General features: G+C 40.4%; 14 protein-coding genes and 1 pseudogene. 9 read left to right on the forward strand and 6 right to left on the reverse strand.

Annotated elements, in window-relative coordinates; genetic code table 11:
• The first annotated feature begins 84 nt into the window (after positions 1-84).
• The 8 genes from R2Q78_RS00955 (at position 85) to R2Q78_RS00990 (ending at position 8,891) form a co-directional block, all read left to right on the forward strand.
• A complete protein-coding gene (locus R2Q78_RS00955; RefSeq protein WP_316788031.1) occupies positions 85-2,145 on the forward strand; it encodes a TonB-dependent receptor in 2,061 nt (686 codons plus the stop codon).
• A 5-nt stretch (positions 2,146-2,150) separates the two neighbouring features.
• On the forward strand, positions 2,151-3,275 hold the full coding sequence (locus tag R2Q78_RS00960) for a YncE family protein (protein WP_316788033.1): 1,125 nt from the start codon (positions 2,151-2,153) through the stop codon (positions 3,273-3,275).
• Positions 3,276-3,290: 15 nt separating this feature from the next.
• Positions 3,291-4,274 (forward strand): PKD domain-containing protein, encoded by a 984-nt coding sequence (locus R2Q78_RS00965; protein WP_316788035.1) that lies wholly within the window; start codon positions 3,291-3,293, stop codon positions 4,272-4,274.
• Between the two features lie 32 nt (positions 4,275-4,306).
• A complete protein-coding gene (locus R2Q78_RS00970) occupies positions 4,307-5,449 on the forward strand; it encodes a DUF5074 domain-containing protein (RefSeq protein WP_316788036.1) in 1,143 nt (380 codons plus the stop codon).
• Positions 5,450-5,508: 59 nt separating this feature from the next.
• Positions 5,509-6,630 carry a YncE family protein gene (locus R2Q78_RS00975; protein WP_316788037.1) on the forward strand — a complete coding sequence of 374 codons (1,122 nt, stop codon included), beginning with the start codon at positions 5,509-5,511 and terminating at the stop codon, positions 6,628-6,630.
• A gap of 15 nt (positions 6,631-6,645) precedes the next feature.
• The gene (locus R2Q78_RS00980) at positions 6,646-7,740 is read left to right on the forward strand and encodes a cell surface protein (protein WP_316788038.1); all 1,095 of its coding nucleotides are present in this window, start codon (positions 6,646-6,648) and stop codon (positions 7,738-7,740) included.
• Positions 7,741-7,818: 78 nt separating this feature from the next.
• Positions 7,819-8,400 carry a DUF6580 family putative transport protein gene (locus R2Q78_RS00985; protein ID WP_316788039.1) on the forward strand — a complete coding sequence of 194 codons (582 nt, stop codon included), beginning with the start codon at positions 7,819-7,821 and terminating at the stop codon, positions 8,398-8,400.
• Between the two features lie 140 nt (positions 8,401-8,540).
• Positions 8,541-8,891 (forward strand): heavy-metal-associated domain-containing protein, encoded by a 351-nt coding sequence (locus R2Q78_RS00990; protein WP_316788041.1) that lies wholly within the window; start codon positions 8,541-8,543, stop codon positions 8,889-8,891.
• Positions 8,892-8,907: 16 nt separating this feature from the next.
• Here the strand turns inward: R2Q78_RS00990 and R2Q78_RS00995 are convergent, their stop codons facing one another.
• The 6 genes and pseudogenes from R2Q78_RS00995 to R2Q78_RS01020 all read right to left on the reverse strand — a co-directional run.
• Entirely contained in the window at positions 8,908-10,644 is a 1,737-nt protein-coding gene (locus R2Q78_RS00995) for an LA_2272 family surface repeat-containing protein (protein WP_316788042.1), read from the reverse strand.
• The gene (locus R2Q78_RS01000) at positions 10,641-11,633 is read right to left on the reverse strand and encodes a FecR family protein (RefSeq protein ID WP_316788044.1); all 993 of its coding nucleotides are present in this window, start codon (positions 11,631-11,633) and stop codon (positions 10,641-10,643) included. The genes R2Q78_RS00995 and R2Q78_RS01000 overlap by 4 nt, the downstream gene beginning before the upstream one ends.
• 8 nt (positions 11,634-11,641) lie before the next feature.
• Positions 11,642-12,226 carry an RNA polymerase sigma-70 factor gene (locus tag R2Q78_RS01005; protein ID WP_316788045.1) on the reverse strand — a complete coding sequence of 195 codons (585 nt, stop codon included), beginning with the start codon at positions 12,224-12,226 and terminating at the stop codon, positions 11,642-11,644.
• 53 nt (positions 12,227-12,279) lie between these two features.
• Positions 12,280-12,930, reverse strand: a complete 651-nt coding sequence (locus tag R2Q78_RS01010) for a head GIN domain-containing protein (RefSeq protein ID WP_316788047.1) — start codon at positions 12,928-12,930, stop codon at positions 12,280-12,282.
• Between the two features lie 44 nt (positions 12,931-12,974).
• A complete protein-coding gene (locus R2Q78_RS01015) occupies positions 12,975-14,003 on the reverse strand; it encodes a hypothetical protein (protein ID WP_316788049.1) in 1,029 nt (342 codons plus the stop codon).
• A gap of 44 nt (positions 14,004-14,047) precedes the next feature.
• Positions 14,048-15,145, reverse strand: a pseudogene (locus tag R2Q78_RS01020) (multidrug effflux MFS transporter); the annotation flags it as partial.
• Between the two features lie 200 nt (positions 15,146-15,345).
• Between R2Q78_RS01020 and R2Q78_RS01025 the strand changes: the two are divergent.
• On the forward strand, positions 15,346-17,580 hold the full coding sequence (locus R2Q78_RS01025; RefSeq protein ID WP_316788051.1) for a heavy metal translocating P-type ATPase: 2,235 nt from the start codon (positions 15,346-15,348) through the stop codon (positions 17,578-17,580).
• Positions 17,581-17,598: the final 18 nt, after the last annotated feature.

Consider the following 17,598-nt stretch of genomic DNA (forward strand, 5'->3'; position numbering starts at 1 on the left):
ATTGAAGCTTGGAGTGAGTGCTTGTTTATTGTATTTCATTTCCTTGATCTAACTGTTTGCTGTGGGTAATCAACTCACATCAAAATGATAAGAAACAAAAGTGTCTTAAAGGCATTAAATTATGTTTTTTTAGTTGCCGCATCCATGATAGGATGTTGCATTTTTGTGCCGTTGAATTCATCTGCCCAAGTCAATACTTCTAAGGACATAACTGCTGATTCATTGAATAAGATAAATCAGCTGAATGAAGTCAATATCAGGAAAATAAAAATCAGCAGGAGACAGACTTCATCTACTCCTCTACAGATATTATCAGGCGAGGAGCTTCAAAAACTGAACAGTTTATCTGTTGCTGATGCCGTGCGTTTCTTTTCGGGTGTACAATTGAAAGATTACGGTGGCATTGGCGGATTAAAGACCATCAATGTTCGCAGTATGGGTACCAATCATACAGCAGTGTTTTATGACGGCGTGCAATTGGGTAATGCTCAGAACGGGCAGGTAGACCTGGGCAAATTTTCTCTCGACAATATTGAGGAGATAGAACTGTATAACGGTCAGAAGAGCGCTATCTTTCAATCAGCCAGAGGTTTTGCCTCAGGAAGTTCCCTGTATCTTAAATCCAAACAACCCGACTTTTCGGACGGCAGGACACAAAAAATCCGCGCAGCCATGAAGGGGGGATCATTTGGATTGATTAATCCATCTTTATTGTGGCAAAGTAAAATCAGCAATACTATTTATAGCTCAGTTAGTGCAGAATATAAAAATGCAAACGGCCGTTACAAGTTTCGTGCTACCAATGGCGTATACGATACTACAGCAGTAAGGACGGACGGGGATATTGAGACCATGCGTTTGGAACTGGGCCTAAATGGGGTATTGCCTGATAGCAGTAAATGGAGGGTTAAGCTGTATGGTTATAAAGATAACCAGGGACTGCCGGGTGCGGTGGTAAACAATGTATTTGCCTTTTCGCAAAGGATGTGGAACAGGAATCTTTTTGCGCAGTCGGCCTATGAAAAAACTGTTGGTAAATACAGTTTACTGGCAACAGCAAAGTATGCTAACGATTACCAGCGTTATTTAAATCCGGATATTGTCACTGTGGATGGTTTGCAGGAAAACAATTATTACCAGCAGGAAGTATACGTTTCTCTGGCCAATAAATTGGAACTGACCAAATATTGGGACGTGGTATTGTCAGCCGATTACCAATGGAATAAGTTGAATGCTGATCTGTACCGCTTTTCATATCCGGTAAGGAACACGATATTAACTGCTTTGGCTACACAGCTCCACTTTGAAAGGCTGGACGTCCAGGCCAGTTTGTTGAGTACAATTAAATACGACAGGACAAAGCGTGGACCTGAAGATCCTGATAGAAGTGAACTTACACCTACAGTATTGGTGTCCTGGCAACCCTTTAACCAAAAGGAGTTCAGGTTGCGGTCATTTTTCAAAAGCATTTTCAGGATGCCAACATTCAACGATCTCTATTATACGCCTTACGGATTTGTTGTTTTGAAACCGGAGTATACCAAACAATATGATCTGGGCTTTACCTATCTTAAAGCTTATGAAAGTAAGCTATTGAGTCAGTTCTCCATACAGGCCGATGCTTATTACAACAGAATTAAAGACAAAATAGTCGCAGTACCAAGTAATAACCAGGCAAGGTGGAGTATGGTAAACCTGGGGCTGGTAGAAATTAAGGGATTGGATGTAAATATACAATCGGCCTGGCAGCTGACCCCTGATCTAAGTCTCACAGCTGGTCTCACCTACACTTATCAGCAAGCGATTGATGCAGCACCCAGCTCGCCAAGTTATAAAGACCAGATTACCTATGTTCCGGTGCACAGCGGGTCATTTTTGGCAAGTGCTGCCTATAAACATTTCTCAGTAAACTATAGTTTCATTTATACCGGTGAGCGTTACAATCAAAGCACCAATAACATATATAACTATGTAAGACCATGGTATACGCACGACGCGGCGGTACACTACAATACCCGTTTGAATAAAAGAGAGATACGGATCACTGCAGAGATCAATAACCTGCTGAACCAGGATTATGCGGTAATAGAGAATTTCCCGATGCCGGGTCGTCATTATCGTTTTGGATTAACTTATAACTATTAGTCGTCATGAAAAATTTAATTGTACTGATTGTTTTTTCAATACTTATGACATCCTGTCGTAAAGACCTAAAGCCAATTCCTGAAGAGCAACAACAAGTTTTACCTCCTGATCCGCTAAGTACAGTGAAGGGTTTTTACCTGGTAAATGAGGGCAATATGAATATGAACAAGGCTTCATTGGATTACATGGATTACACCAAAGGTATTTACCGCAAAAACATTTACAACGAGGTTAATCCTTCGGTAGTAAAAGGGCTGGGGGATGTGGCAAACGACATAGGAGTTTATGGTTCCAAGTTATATATAGTGGTCAACATTTCCAATAAAGTAGAGGTTTTAGATGTTAAAACCGGTAAACGCATTACCCAGATCAACATTAACAACTGCAGGTATATCACCTTTAAGGACGGAAAGGCTTATGTAAGCGCCTACCTGGGTAAAGTGGGTGACCCTAAAGCACCTAATGGAATTGTTGTGCAAATAGATACAGCTTCGCTAACCGAAGTGAAAAGAGTTGACGTAGGCAGGCAACCGGAAGAGATGGCTATTGTGGGACAAAAACTATATGTGGCCAATTCAGGGGGGTATAGTCCGAATGCATACGAAAGAACCGTTTCTGTGATTGACCTGAATTCTTTTGCTGTAATTAAAAATATTGATGTGGCCGTAAACCTGCACAGGTTAAAAGCAGACCAATATGGTGATTTGTATGTAACCTCGAGAGGGGATTATTACGACATTCCTTCTAAAATGTTTGTGATAGATACCAAGACAGACCAGGTAAAAAAGGCATTTGATATTGCCGTCAGCAACCTGGCCATAGATGGCGATATAGCGTATTATTATGGATCGGAATGGAGTTATGATGAGGCAAAATTTACTGTAACTTATGGGATGCTGAACGTGAAGAACGAGACGTTGATGGACAGGGGATTTATTTCAGACGGCACAGATAAGTCGATCACCATACCTTACGGAATCGCCGTTCATCCCATTACCAAAGAGGTTTTTGTAACCGACGCCAAAAATTACGTGTCGCCAGGCAAATTGTACTGCTTTAACACGGCCGGACAAAAGAAATGGTCGGTGACCACAGGCGACATCCCCGCACACTTTGCATTTATTTATTAGACCCTATATATTAAAATGAGTTTTAAGAAAGACAACCCGCTTTGGAATTTAAAGTCGGCATTGATGGTGATTGCTGTTTCTCAATTGTGTTTAACTGCCTGTAAAAAAAATGAGCCCGACGCGGAAGTTTACGATCCAAGACCTGTTACAGAGAACAGTTCGAAATACATCAGTAAAATATATGAGTACATGCCCGCGCCGGGGCAGTTCATCAATGAAGGACTGGGTAGCCCTGAAGCGGCAGAAGCACTTGTTGGCAAAGCTCGTGAAGGGCTTGTGTCTTTAGGTGGTTATGGCGGTTATCTGGTGTTTGGTTTTGACCACTCCATTGAAAATATGGAGGGTGCAGACATTGGGATTTACGGCAATCCTTTAACTGGTGTAGCTATGGAGTGGTCTGAGCCTGCAATTGTACTGGTAATGCAGGATTTGAATGGCAACGGTTTACCAGATGATGGTTCCTGGTTTGAGCTTGCAGGTAGTGAATACCATAAGCCAGAGACGATAAAAAATTATAAGATTACTTATTATAATCCTAAAAACACGACAGATGACATCAGGTGGACTGATAGCCAGGGTAAGGAGGGCTATATTTTAAGAAATAACTTCCATCGTAAAGCCTATTATCCTTTGTGGATCAAAGACCAGGACAAGGTTTCTTTTACAGGAACATTGCTAAAAAACAACTTGTCTGACGGAAACATCATTACCAATAAACCTCTTGAATGGGGATATGCCGATAATGGCTCTGAAGATTTCAAAGCTTTGATGGAAAGTACCGGTGCGGCTTACAATTCCTTCGATATTTCCTGGGCAGTTGACGATAAAGGGAATAAAGTGCAGTTAAAGCATATTGATTTTGTTAAAGTTTACACAGCACAAAATTCAAATGGGAATCCTTATGAGCCGGATACCACAAATCCAAGATCAAGATTTTTGGGTGAGGTTTCTACCGAGATAGGCGGAGCCATAGATGTCAAATTACACTTAAAGAAATAATTAATGCTTACTCAATCCATACAATTATAAATATGAAATACAACTACAATAAATTTAACTGCCTGAGTTTTGCAGTTATGCTTGCAGGTGCTTTACTGGTCACATCCTGTTCAAAAGACACAGATCCTGAAACACCTGTTTTGCCTGAAAAACCAGAGCCGATTGCTACCGCCACCAGGGGTGTTTACGTATTGTGCGAAGGTTTGATGGGCGACAACAACAGTACCATATCCTATTATGATATAGAAAGCGGGGATTCAGAAAAAGATTATTTTAAGAAAATAAACGGCCGGGCTTTGGGTGAAACAGCGAACGACCTGAAAGCCTATGGTAGTAAAATGTATTGCGTCATTTCTGGTATTCAGGGCAAGAAGCAGTCCTTTCTGGAGATCATCGACATTGCAACAGGTAAATCGCTGAAAACTATATCCTTTAATTCTGAAACCGATGGGTATATGCCGCGCTATGTTGCTTTTTATAAAAACAAGGCCTATGTCTCACGATATGACGGTAAGATTAGCAGAGTGGATACGGCAACTATGGCTATTGATGGCGAACTTCAGCTGACGAATGGAGCGGATAAGGCTGGCGGACAGGAAGGCCTGGCCGTAGCAAATGGAAAACTATATGTAACCAATTCAAGTCATCCTTATTATCCGGCTGGTCTGAAAGATAAGGTAACTGTAATTGACCTTGAAAAATTCACAAAAGTAAAAGACATTACGGTTGGGTTTAACCCAGTTAAGATTGCGGCGGCTGCCAATGGTGATCTGTTGGTGGTTTCATGGGGCAATTATGCGGATCAGCAACCCGACCTGAGAAGGATCAGTAGTGTTACTGATGTGGTTACAGGGACTTACAACGAAAACGTAGGGCCTCTTGCCATCCATAAAAATAATGCATACCTGATTACCGACTGGAATAGCAGTATCAAGACTTTTGATGTGGCAGCCGGAACGGTTGGAGGTAATTTTATTAAGGATGGTACTTCCATAAACACGATGTACGGTGTTACCGTAAATACATTTAATAACAATGTACTGATCACAGATGCCAATAATTTTAGTGGCAATAGCGGCCATGCTTATTGTTTTGGTACTAATGGTAAAAGGAAATTTGATTTTGAAACAGCAGGTGTGCCACAACAGGCTGTTTTTGTATATAACTATAAATAGATAATAAAAACCGCCAGACAGAGTTATTTTACAGAACTTTGTCTAGCTAAAAAGCAAACATGATGAACAAACTACATTTTAAGCAACTCTTATTTACAGCAACATTCGCAGTTCTGGCGCTGACTGCCTGTAGAAAAGATAGGTTACCGCCAATTGCCCCTCAGCCAAGTGCTACAACAGGGATTTATGTGCTGTGTGAGGGGGCTTTTACAGAAACAGCCGGTGTGAACAATAGTTCCATCACTTATTTTGATCTTTCAACATCTATTCCGGAAAAAGATTACTTCAAGAGACAAAACGGTGTAGAGCTGGGAACAAATGCCAATGATCTGAAACAATATGGCAGCAAGATGTATTGTGTAATTACAGGTACTAAGGCTGCTAATAAAGATTCTTACTTAGAGGTAATGAACATTGCCACTGGTAAATCTTTAAAAAGAATTCCCTTTTCTGATGGTACGGCTGGTTTCCTGCCGCGCTATATAGCTTTTCATAAAGGAAAAGCCTACATATCGGGTTTCGATGGTTATATCAGTAAAGTAGATACAGCAAGTTTAAGTATAGAGGCAAGATTGAAGGTAGGGGGAGCTATGGAACAGCTGGATATTGTAAACAATAAATTGTACGTAACCAACTCAGCGCATTTTCAGTTTGGTACAGATAACAATTCGTCGGTTTCTGTGGTAGATTTGAATACTTTTGCAAAAGTAAAAGACATTACCGTGAACGTTAATCCGATTAAAATAGCAGCCATGGCCAATGGTGAATTGTTTGTGGTTACAAAAGGTAACTATGGCGATATTTTGCCTACGGTGGATAAACTGAACAGCGTGACTGACACAAAAACACAAAGTACGGCGATTAACCTGTTTGCTCTTAATATTACCCAGGGAAAAGGTTATGGTATAGTTGAGGGCGCATGGCCGGCCCCTAATACTTTGAAAGTTTTTAATGTTGCAACAGGTGCAGTGGGAAGTGATTTTGTTACCGATCAGACGCCGCTTGTAACCCCTTATGCAGTTACAGTGAATAACCTGGACAATAACGTTTTTGTGGCCGATGCCAATGATTATGGAACCGAAGGTAAAATGTTCTGCTTTAGTGCAGATGGCAAAAAGAGATTCGTCTTTGCTACAGGTGGTATGCCGCAAAGTATTGTTTTCAAATACAGCTATAAATAATTTAAAAAAACCGATATGAAAATCAGACAGTCCTTATCGATGCTCTTGCTTAGTTTTATTCTGCTTGGTGCATGTAAGAAAGATAAAGAAATGCTGGAACCACCCGTGGTGCAGATGGGCATTGAAGGGACTGTGTTGAATATAAAGGTAAATGAAACGATTTCTTTTTCAGCCATAAATATAAATAGAAGGGGTTATGAACAGGAGTGGAAGCTGGACGGGGAAGTAACCAGTAATACTTCCAGCTACGAATTTACAGCCATTCAATCCGGAATTTATACAATAGAATATACCGCTACGAATGAGGGTGGTGTATTTTCGCGCAGTTACACTGTCAACGTAGGTTTGCCCAACATTCCGGTGACGCCCGGCAGTAGCGCTTATGTTAAAACCGTATTTGAGTTTTTACCAGGCCCCGGACAAAATACTAATCGGACACTCGGAACACTTACTGCAGCAAAAAGTCTGGAAGGGAAGCAGGGTCTTGTATCACTCGGAGCCTGGGGAGGTTACATCGTACTTGGCTTTGACCATACTGTGATCAATGAAGGCAACAAGGACGACCTGGTGATTTACGGCAATCCGCTTGCTAATTTTGCTGAACCCGGAATTGTATGGGTTATGAAAGATGCAAATGGAAATGGTAAACCTGATGATACCTGGTATGAAGTTAAAGGCAGTGAATATGGTCAGCCAGGTTATATTCGTAATTATGAAGTAACTTATACTAAACCTGCCGCAGGTGGGCCGGTAGCCTGGAGAGATAACAAGGGAAACAGCGGTACAGTGAATATGGGTAGTAAGGTAGAGGGATATCCATCATGGATTTCCGGAAACGAATACACACTGAAAGGTTCGCTGCTTCCCTCAACCAATATTAAACCTGGTGCACAGATCACCAGCACACCATTTGCTTTTGGCTATGCGGATAACCTGGCCAATGGGGATAAAATCGACATCGCCAATGCCGTGGATGCTGACGGTAAGCCAGTTGCCCTTGCAGGAATTGATTTTATAAAGATCCAAACAGGTATTCAGGCTAATCTGGGCATATTGGGTGAACTCTCTACTGAACTACTGGGCGTACTTGATCTCGGTATGATCAAATAATGGAAGTCGATATAAGAAGAATGCAAGCTGTTTTATTATCGGTAGAAATAACATAACTTTGATCTATAATTTAAAAACATGTCTGACTCGAAATTTAACCCTCGTACCGCAATACTTTTATTGATCATCGTATTGGTTAGCATCATACGCGTTGCAGCGGCGCTTTCTGATAATTTCAAAGAAATAGCCAATTTCTCCGGAGTAGGGGCTATCGCTTTATTTGGTGGTGCTTATTTTAGCAATAACATAAAGGCTTTTGGTTTTCCTTTGCTTATTCTGTTACTGAGTGATATATTCATTGCCAATATATCAGGTTACGGCTTCTTTTATGGCGGGTGGTATTGGACTTATATTGCATTTATCCTTATGGTAGTTGTGGGTAAAGTAATGCTGAATAAAATAAATGTACAGAATCTGGTATTGTCAACTATTGTAATGGTATTGATTCATTGGATCGTATCCGACATTAGTGCAATGTATATACCAGGCTTATACGAACCAACGTTAGCAGGATACTGGGCGTGTTTAGTAGCAGCTATTCCTTACGAACTTAATTTTGTTTACGGATCTCTGATATATGGAGTGTTGATGTTTGGTTCGTTTGAATTGCTTAGAGCGAAATATCCATATCTTAGTTTAAGCAAAAATACAGTAGCTTAAGATTCTAAAGTCATACGAAAAAGCCGTCTCTACTGGAGACGGTTTTTTTATGCCTGTAAAAAATCCTCGGAATTATATAAAACTTATCACCGTAGATTTTTGATATTTGTGTGAACACCATTTTTTTAAATACAATTATTATGAAATCATTAAAGTTTTTGGCGATTGCCTTATTAGCTTTCGTAGGTGGAGCAGCATCCGCACAGTCTAAAACAGATAGCCTCAAAGTATTGGGTAATTGTGGTATGTGTAAAAAACACATCGAAACTGCTTTAAAGGTAAAAGGCGTAAGCACCGCAAATTGGAATGTAAAAACGAAGGTGCTTAAAGTAAGCTACGATCCTTCGAAAGTGACATTGGATCAGGTGCAGCAAAAAGTTGCGGATGCAGGTTATGATACACCAAAGTATAAAGCGACAAAGGAATCTTATTTAAAACTGGATGATTGCTGTCAATATGATCGTACAGGCAAAGAACAAACTTCACATTAATCTAAACTTGCAGGAGTTACATTAATGTAATTCCTGCATTCCATCCCATCCATCCTTTTGTTCCCAAACTGATTTTATGAGCCCTTTGTGGGGCAACTCTTTGCTGGTATCCTTTCTCAGCTGTACCTTCAGTTCCGCTATATGTTGAATAGGCTGGTCCGGCAAACAGTGTAATTCCTTTGAAAACCTGATATTGAAGGTTAGCCTGAAACTTGTTCATGAAATTGGTGTGATCCCAATTGCCCAGGTATAGGTATTGACCTGTGAGCTCAGCGGCTACGGATAATTTATTGTTGAAAATAAAGTCATGTCCGAAACCGAGGCCTGCAGTAAGTATTCTGGCAGAATCACCATAATTTTTTCCGGCAAAAATGATGTTGTAGAGCTTGGCATTGCCTGTTTTCAGCGCGACGTTTGCATTGACGGTTTCATTGGTTGAAATGCTGATCTTATGATAGCCATGATGGACATAATTAACTAAGCCGATGCTGTACCCATCGTTATAATCAGAAATGTTGACCAATCCGATCTGAAGCCCCTTCATTTGTTTCGCATAATTGAATATACCTGCAATCTGCGCCCCATCAATTTCCTTTGCTGTGTAATTGAACACTCCGGCGATCTGAGTGCCCTTGGTTTTTTCGGGTGATATATTAGCCACACCTGCTATCTGGGTGCCTCTGAACCCTTTGAATGTGATATTGGTTATCCCGGCAATCTGTACACCTTCGGCATCTTCTTTTACATGATTTAAAACACCGGCGACCTGAACGCCTTTCACACCTGTTCTTACGTCGTTTAAGAGTCCGGCCACTTGCACACCTTCTACCGAACCACCTACACCATTAAAACCTCCTGCGATCTGCAGTTTGATTACATTTCCTTTGGTGATGTTAAAAAGTCCGGCAATTTCCACCCCGTTAATTCCTGCCGTATAGCCTCCGATTACGTTTAAAGAAGCTTTATTAATTACCTGTGAACTCATGATGCCATGCGAACTTAAGCCTGGTGTGAAGGAAGCCTGGAAAGGACTGTTCGCCAAAAAACCAGAGATGTTCATGCTCTGGAATTTTTGTTTTGACGATAAGAAGAACCGACTGATGCCTGATTTTTCTATGGTATTAAAAAAGAAGCTTCCCTTTTCGTCGTCCTTATCCCGATAACCCTCTGGCTTTATCTTGATGTCAGATAGAAAGACCAGGGAAGTATCACGGTACATTTCTTTACTGGCGGTAAGTATGATCATTTTATGATCTCCCTTGATGCGTATTTTGAAATGTCCTTTGTCGTCGGTAAGGTCACCATCTAAAGTTCTTTTTTCATATACGCTGGCCTTTTTGACTGCTTGACCCGTTGTTTTATCTATTACATAACCACTGATTTGGTATGATTTTTCACTACTGCTGATGTTTTCAGGTTCTATGGTCAGTTGATTGGCAGCATACCTTAGAATGACATGCTCACCCATCTCTTTATAGGCGACTTTTCCTTCGAATATGCGGTCAAGGACATCCCTCACCGGTATATTTGAAGCATTTACATTCACAATACTATCCTGATTAAAAAGGGCACCGCTGTAAGAGAAAAAGAAGCCGCCGGTTTTGCTTAGTTTGTCAAGTACTTCGGATACAGGTTTTGCTTTTACGTCCAGCTTTACCAGTTTATCTAGATTGCGCCTATAGTCATCCGTATTATTTTGTGCCTTGCACCATAATGATAGGCTAACCAGCAGCAATATGATCTTTAATTTCATTTGTTTTTAGACAATAAAATCTGCGCTCCGTTACGGGTTATTTTTAAATCCATGGTCCTGCAAATTTTAGCAAGGTTTGAGTCAAAGGAATCCGATCTCTTAAGGGTCGTATTGATGGGTTCATTCGCAGTGGAGGGCTCATTGATAACGATTTGTGTATCATATGCTTCATTTAAAGCCATTGTCAATTTGATCAATGGTATATTGTTGGCCAAGAAGTAATTGCTGCGGTAATAGTTGTACAGCTGATCTTTGTTTGTTTCTTTGATCAGTTGAGGAGAGGAAGGTTTTATGGATACTTTTTCACCCTGTCTCAGCTCGATGACGTCATTCCCGGATGCTACTTTAACGATACCTGTTTCAACTACAACTTCTGTTTCATCTTTAATGTGTCTGATGTTGAAAGAAGTTCCGACTACGGTTACAGAGACCTGATCAATTTCAATTACAAAAGGATGGCTTTTATCATGTGCCACATCGAAAAATACATCGCCTTGTTTCAAATGAATACTTCTTTCCTCCTTAAAGTCCGTAGCATAGCTGATGACTGAATTTTTGTTCATCGTGATTTCTGATCCGTCTGGAAGTATTTCTTTAATCACCTGATTCCCTGCTAACAGATCTGTATATTTTTGATCACCGAAAAAATTGTAAGCAAACCAGATTCCTGCAATCAAAACTAATGAAGCAGCAACTTTAAGCCAGGTATAGTTAACATTTAGAGATTTGATTGCCGAATTGTGTGCTACAGGTGAATGGGAATCTTTAGCAGATTGGTTTGCAGCAACCCTTGCTTTAAACCTGATCCAGGCTTGTTCCTCATCGGCTTTTCCATTTGGAGAAAGTGTCTTGCTTGCTAACCAGATTTTCTCAAACTGGGCAAAATAGGTTTTGTGGTCGGCATCCGCTGCGATCCATTGCTGAACTTCTGCTTTTTCCTGTTCGTTTGCTTCCTTTAAAAGAAACTTTATCAATAGTTCATCCTTCATCGTTTCTCTTAATTAAAAAAATCCTTGTAAAACATAATTATGCCGGGTATGATGAGGGTAATAAAGTCGGCAAGCTTTATTCTTAATATCTTTAAGGCCTTTCCCATTTGGTTTTCCACAGTCTTTATGGATATACCCAGCTGATCGGCGATCTCTCTATATTTTAGTTCTTCAAATCTGCTCATTTGGAATACAGTCCTGCAATGTTCTGGGAGCTCATTAAGGGCTTCCTGTAACTTTTGTTCAAGTTCAGTTAGTTCTGCTTTTGAGGAAGCTGGTTCATGCTGATCATTCATCGTATACATCGCAAAATCCTGATACTTTGTCTTTATTTTTTGATGTTTAATATAATTCAGACAATCGTTATAGGTGCATTTATATAAATAGGCCTTTATGGAAGATTGTATGTTCAGTAATTCACGTTTTTCCCAGAACTTGAGGAACATACCCTGAACAATCTCTTCTGCCATGTCTTCATCTCTCAGCATTACTCCAGCATAGGCATGAAGCTCCCTGTAGTGCGCCTTAAAGAGTCGCTCAAAGGCAGTGTCATCAAATGTCTGCTCTATTGGTGGAGATGAAGTTTGAGTCAAATTTATTGGTTTATAATCTGACTCAAACTTAGATAAAATTGCCAAAGGCTGCATTATAGTTTTATTACTTTTCCTGATCCGCTGATTTTGGAATCTATCGCAGGGCTTCCCAGGTAATAGATTTTACCGCTTCCACTTATTCTCGCTTTTAGGTTATCTAAAACTTTGATCTTGGCATCGCCGCTGCCTGAGATATCAACATCTGCTTTTTTTGCCTCCAGTTTTTCCAGATCAGCTTCTCCAGATCCGCTGATGTTAACGAAAACCTCATCAGCAGAAAAGCTATCCTCTACATCTACTTCACCTGATCCGCTGATGTTCGCTTTAAAAGAATTGGTAGCAGGAAATGCACCCTTGATATCGATCTCGCCACTTCCACTTAATGACACATAGTTGATGAGTGGGAGGGTTACAAAAATCTCGATATCGTCCCTATGTACATTTACGTGTTCGTATTTGAGGTATAAAATATCATTCATTACCTCTGTTTTGAAACGGGGAACCAAATTGTCTGAGCCCTTTAAAACCACTTTGTATTCGGAACCATAACTGACATGGATATCGCTGGACCCACTTCCATTTACCCCTGTGAAATTTCCAGGGTTACGGGTCTCTGTGATTTTGTCGCCACTTGCAGTGATCCTGTCTTTGCTGCATGAGGTAAAAACTATTGCGGCACATGCCAAAAGAATAAAATGTTTCATGATGTTGTTCTTATTTGTATTGAATTATAGATTAATGGTATTTATCAGAATACGACGTGGATTCCACCAGTATACCCGGCATATAAGCCCTGAAGATTGTCGCCCCATTTGTTTTCCCATTGATGCAGGTATTTTTTGGTAAGCTTACGTCCTTCCAGTGTATTGGTATTTACATAATTAATGGAAGGGCCGGCAAATATCTCCAGAAAAGGAGTGATCTTGAATGCAGGCAATACTCTTAATGTTGTTTTGAAATATTCACCTTTTTTGAAATCTTCAAGGGAAAGGGCAGTTGCTTCCGCATTTAACCGGAATGACTTAGATTGGAAGAAATGAGCGCCAAATCCTGCTTCAATAGCGTAAACTTCATCTTTATTTTTAAAATTATAGCCTATTCCAAGGATTCCGTACAAGACTTTGCCTCCAGATCTGAAAGTGAGCATAGCATTTTGGGTTTCATCCATACTAAGGCCAATACTTTTCTCTCCATTTTTTATGATGTTGATCAGTCCGATCGGATGGTCGCTGCTATCGGCCACATTGATGAAACCCGCGATCTGAACGCCTTTGACTTTACGTGCCACATTGATGAATCCGGCTAGCTGTGAACCTTTCACATCCTTTGCCGTGTTGATGAAGCCTGCAAGTTGAGATGCGCTAATATCTCTTGCAATATTTGCAAATCCTGCAAACTGTCCCCCTTTAACATTGCCGGAAGCGATGTTTGTGAATCCGGCAAATGCAAATCCATCGCCCTCTCCGTAAGTATTCATAAATCCAGCAAACTGGGCACCAGAAGCTTTTTTTAATATATGATTGGAAAAACCTGCGAACTGCGCACCATGGGTATTACCCTTTACTACATTGGAAATGCCTGCAAAGGATAGCCCTTTTTCCTCAGCGGAGATACCTCCGAGAAGATTAATGGAAAGATTGTTGGTATCTAAAGGAGCGTGTGTACCATTCGAGCTTATCGGATAAATAAGTCCTAAATGCACCTTCCCGGGCATTTTGTTTTGTGCAGTAGCGGTTAAGCCAGCTGCTAATAGAATAGAAGTAATTATTGATCTCATTGTTGTCTTATTTTAGAGTAAGACAACAAGATTAAAATGTACCCCTACGTGGGTATGAAATTTATTTTTTTTCTCCCCACTATGAGTATAACAAATGCAAGAACAGAGGTTAATGCCATAATTCCTGTCATGGGTACCATAGATTCTACATTAAATATACCCACTCCAATTGAGGCCAATGCGCCTATGCCCATTTGAATGGCACCCATTAATGCCGATGCTGTTCCTGCATTCCGCGTAAAAGGAGATAAGGTTAGCGCCGAAGCATTGGGGCTGACAAAGCCGAGGCAGCATAAGAAAAGAAATAGCAAAAATATTGTGGTTCCTAATCCATACCATCCGTTAATACCGCCAATAAGGAAACATAAAGTAACGATCATTTGGGCAAAACTGGCTATTACTATAATCTGCTCGCTCCGGAATTTTTTGAGCAATAAGGTATTCATGTTACTCGCACCAATTAGTCCGATAGATAGAAAGGCAAATATCCATCCGTAGGTTTCTTCTTTTACCTTAAAAATATCCATGAAAAGTAAAGGAGATCCGGATACGTAGGCAAATAAACCTGCAAATGCGGTGGCACCGGTAAAAGCATAAGTGTAAAACTGGGGAACTTTAATTACGTTAAGAAAACCGTTTATAATTGGTTTAGGCTTTAAAGACATTTCATGGTCTGCTTTAAAACTATTTGGCAACCATAGCCAGCTGGCCATGAGATTAAAAAGACCTATAATCATTAATATAATAAAGACGCTATGCCATCCAAAAGCAACGGTAACATAACCACCTACAGCAGGTGCTACCATAGGTGAAACACCCAGTACCAGCATCAGTAGAGCGAAGACTTTTGCATTTTCATGGACAGGAAATAAGTCCCTGACCATGGCTACCGATGCCACACCAGCGGCGCAACTGCCGATTGCCTGTACAAATCTTAAAACAATAAAGGTATCTATGTCTGTTGCTAAAGCACAACCCAATGATGCCAATATATAAACAGAAAGACCTATGTAAAGTGGTTTTTTTCTTCCGAAACGGTCCAGTAACGGACCGTATAGCAGTTGTCCTGCCGATATACCTATAAAGAAACTGGAGAGGGAAAGTGCAACTTTATCGGTATTGAGATCCTTTGCTATGGCCTGAAATCCGGGTAGCTACATGTCTATTGAAAATGGGCCTAATGCAGTCAGTGATCCCAGAATCAGGATTAATGTAAAATATTTCTTTTTTGTCATTCAGTGACAAAGGTAAGCTTTATCAAAATTATATAAGATTTAAACCAGATTATATAAGCAAATGGCTTTGTACAGGCCGTATTTTTGTGGAGTAAATTATATACAAGATGTCTTCACAAGAAAATATAGAAACGATTTCATTGCCGGTATTGGGCATGACCTGTGCCGGATGTGCTGTTAGTGTTGAATCTATGATCGGCGCGCAGGAAGGAGTGGTTCAGGCAGAAGTTAATTATGCTACGCAAAAAGTAAAGGTGGTGTATGATCCAAAAGCCATCAGTACTGAGGAGATGCAGAAAGCTGTCCAGGGCATAGGTTATGATTTGATCATCGATACGGAGAAAGGAGATGAAAAACAAAAAGAGGTTCAGGAAAATAATTGTAAATCATTAAAAAATAGAATTTTATCTGCTGCTGTATTAACCATTCCAGTAGTAGTTATTGGGATGTTTTTTATGGATATGCCTTATGGTAACTATATCATGATGTTATTGACAGCTCCTGTTGTATTCTATTTTGGAAAGAATTTCTTTGTCAATGCGTTTAAACAGGCGAGACACAATAAAGCCAATATGGATACATTGGTGGCACTCAGTACCGGAATAGCCTTTGTTTTTAGTTTGTTCAATACTTTTTATCCTGAATTCTGGCATAGGAGAGGATTGCATCCTCATGTATACTATGAAGCTGCAGCGGTGGTAATTGTATTTATCATGCTTGGTAAATTACTGGAGGAGCGGGCAAAATCAAATACTTCATCTGCGATAAAGAAACTGATTGGTTTACAGCCGAAAACGGTAGTCAGAATTGCAGACGACGGAGAGCAGGAGATCGCAATTACCGAGGTGAAAAAGGGAGATAGGTTGTTGGTTAGATCCGGTGATAAAATTCCCGTAGACGGAAGGGTTTATGAAGGTAGCTCTTTTGTAGATGAAAGTATGATCACGGGAGAACCTGTGGCTGTGGCTAAGCAAAAGGATGATGCTGTTTTTGCAGGAACCATCAACCAGAAGGGTAGCTTTCGCTTCGTAGCTGAGAAAGTAGGCGGGGAGACCATGCTTGCTCAGATCATCCAGCTTGTGCAGGATGCCCAGGGATCAAAGGCTCCCGTGCAAAAATTAGTAGATAAGATAGCAGGTATATTTGTTCCTGTCGTTATGCTGATTGCCATAATTACCCTGGGTGTCTGGATGTTATTTGGCGGTGAACATGCTTTTACGCAAGGCTTGCTTGCGATGGTAACTGTTTTGGTGATCGCATGTCCATGTGCGCTGGGATTAGCAACTCCAACTGCTATTATGGTTGGGATTGGTAAAGGTGCCGAAAGTGGAATACTGATTAAAGATGCAGAAGCACTAGAACAAGCCTATAAAGTAAATGCAATTGTACTGGATAAAACAGGCACCATTACCGAAGGAAAGCCTAAAGTAACCACTATAAAATGGGCTAAGCAACTTACTGAAGATCAGGTTTTACTGGAGCAGATTTTTGCGGCAATGGAGCAGAATTCTGAACATCCACTGGCGGAGGCTATATATAGAGATTTTAAACAATATGGAGTAGAACCTTTATCTGTCATTGATTTTGAAAGCCTGACAGGAAAAGGTGTTTCTGCAAAATATAATGACAAGATGTATTGGGCGGGTAGTCATAAAATATTAAAGGACAATAAACAGGCCATTTCAGATGATTTAATGCAGCATGCTAAAACACTACAGGCCCATGCACAAACCGTCATTTATTTTGCCGACCAGCAATCCGTTCTCGCCGTTGTAGCTATCGCTGATCAGGTGAGGAGCTCATCTAAGGCTGCAATAACTGAATTGAAATCACTTGGCATTGAGGTATATATGCTTACCGGAGATAATGAAGAAACGGCTTCAGCCGTGGCTAGGGAGACTGGTATCGAACATTTTAAAGCAGAGGTTTTGCCATCAGATAAGGCAGACTTTATTAAGAAATTACAAGATGAAGGAAAGGTTGTTGCCATGATTGGTGATGGTATCAACGATAGCCAGGCCCTGGCTCAATCTAATGTTTCAATTGCAATGGGAAAAGGTTCAGATATTGCAATTGACGTAGCTAAGATTACGTTAGTTTCTTCTGATCTGCTGCAAGTTCCGAAAGCATTGCAGCTTTCCAGGCTGACGGTAAAAACAATACGCCAGAATTTATTTTGGGCATTCATTTATAATTTAATCGGTATTCCAATTGCAGCAGGCATATTATATCCTTTTAACGGGTTTTTGTTGAATCCAATGATTGCCGGAGCAGCCATGGCACTGAGTTCAGTGTCAGTGGTAAGCAATAGTTTACGTTTAAAATTCGCAAAGCTTAACTAATTTTTAATTTACATCATT

It is taken from the genome of Pedobacter frigoris (genome assembly GCF_032678645.1).
Lineage (GTDB): Bacteria > Bacteroidota > Bacteroidia > Sphingobacteriales > Sphingobacteriaceae > Pedobacter > Pedobacter frigoris_A.

What these genes read in the sequence shown, in the direction of transcription:
- R2Q78_RS00955 (WP_316788031.1), top strand. Translation starts at nt 85, where the DNA reads ATGATAAGAAACAAAAGTGTCTTAAAGGCATTAAATTATGTTTTTTTA.
- R2Q78_RS00960 (WP_316788033.1), top strand. Translation starts at nt 2,151, where the DNA reads ATGAAAAATTTAATTGTACTGATTGTTTTTTCAATACTTATGACATCC.
- R2Q78_RS00965 (WP_316788035.1), top strand. Translation starts at nt 3,291, where the DNA reads ATGAGTTTTAAGAAAGACAACCCGCTTTGGAATTTAAAGTCGGCATTG.
- R2Q78_RS00970 (WP_316788036.1), top strand. Translation starts at nt 4,307, where the DNA reads ATGAAATACAACTACAATAAATTTAACTGCCTGAGTTTTGCAGTTATG.
- R2Q78_RS00975 (WP_316788037.1), top strand. Translation starts at nt 5,509, where the DNA reads ATGATGAACAAACTACATTTTAAGCAACTCTTATTTACAGCAACATTC.
- R2Q78_RS00980 (WP_316788038.1), top strand. Translation starts at nt 6,646, where the DNA reads ATGAAAATCAGACAGTCCTTATCGATGCTCTTGCTTAGTTTTATTCTG.
- R2Q78_RS00985 (WP_316788039.1), top strand. Translation starts at nt 7,819, where the DNA reads ATGTCTGACTCGAAATTTAACCCTCGTACCGCAATACTTTTATTGATC.
- R2Q78_RS00990 (WP_316788041.1), top strand. Translation starts at nt 8,541, where the DNA reads ATGAAATCATTAAAGTTTTTGGCGATTGCCTTATTAGCTTTCGTAGGT.
- R2Q78_RS00995 (WP_316788042.1), bottom strand. Translation starts at nt 10,644, where the DNA reads ATGAAATTAAAGATCATATTGCTGCTGGTTAGCCTATCATTATGGTGC.
- R2Q78_RS01000 (WP_316788044.1), bottom strand. Translation starts at nt 11,633, where the DNA reads ATGAAGGATGAACTATTGATAAAGTTTCTTTTAAAGGAAGCAAACGAA.
- R2Q78_RS01010 (WP_316788047.1), bottom strand. Translation starts at nt 12,930, where the DNA reads ATGAAACATTTTATTCTTTTGGCATGTGCCGCAATAGTTTTTACCTCA.
- R2Q78_RS01015 (WP_316788049.1), bottom strand. Translation starts at nt 14,003, where the DNA reads ATGAGATCAATAATTACTTCTATTCTATTAGCAGCTGGCTTAACCGCT.
- R2Q78_RS01025 (WP_316788051.1), top strand. Translation starts at nt 15,346, where the DNA reads ATGTCTTCACAAGAAAATATAGAAACGATTTCATTGCCGGTATTGGGC.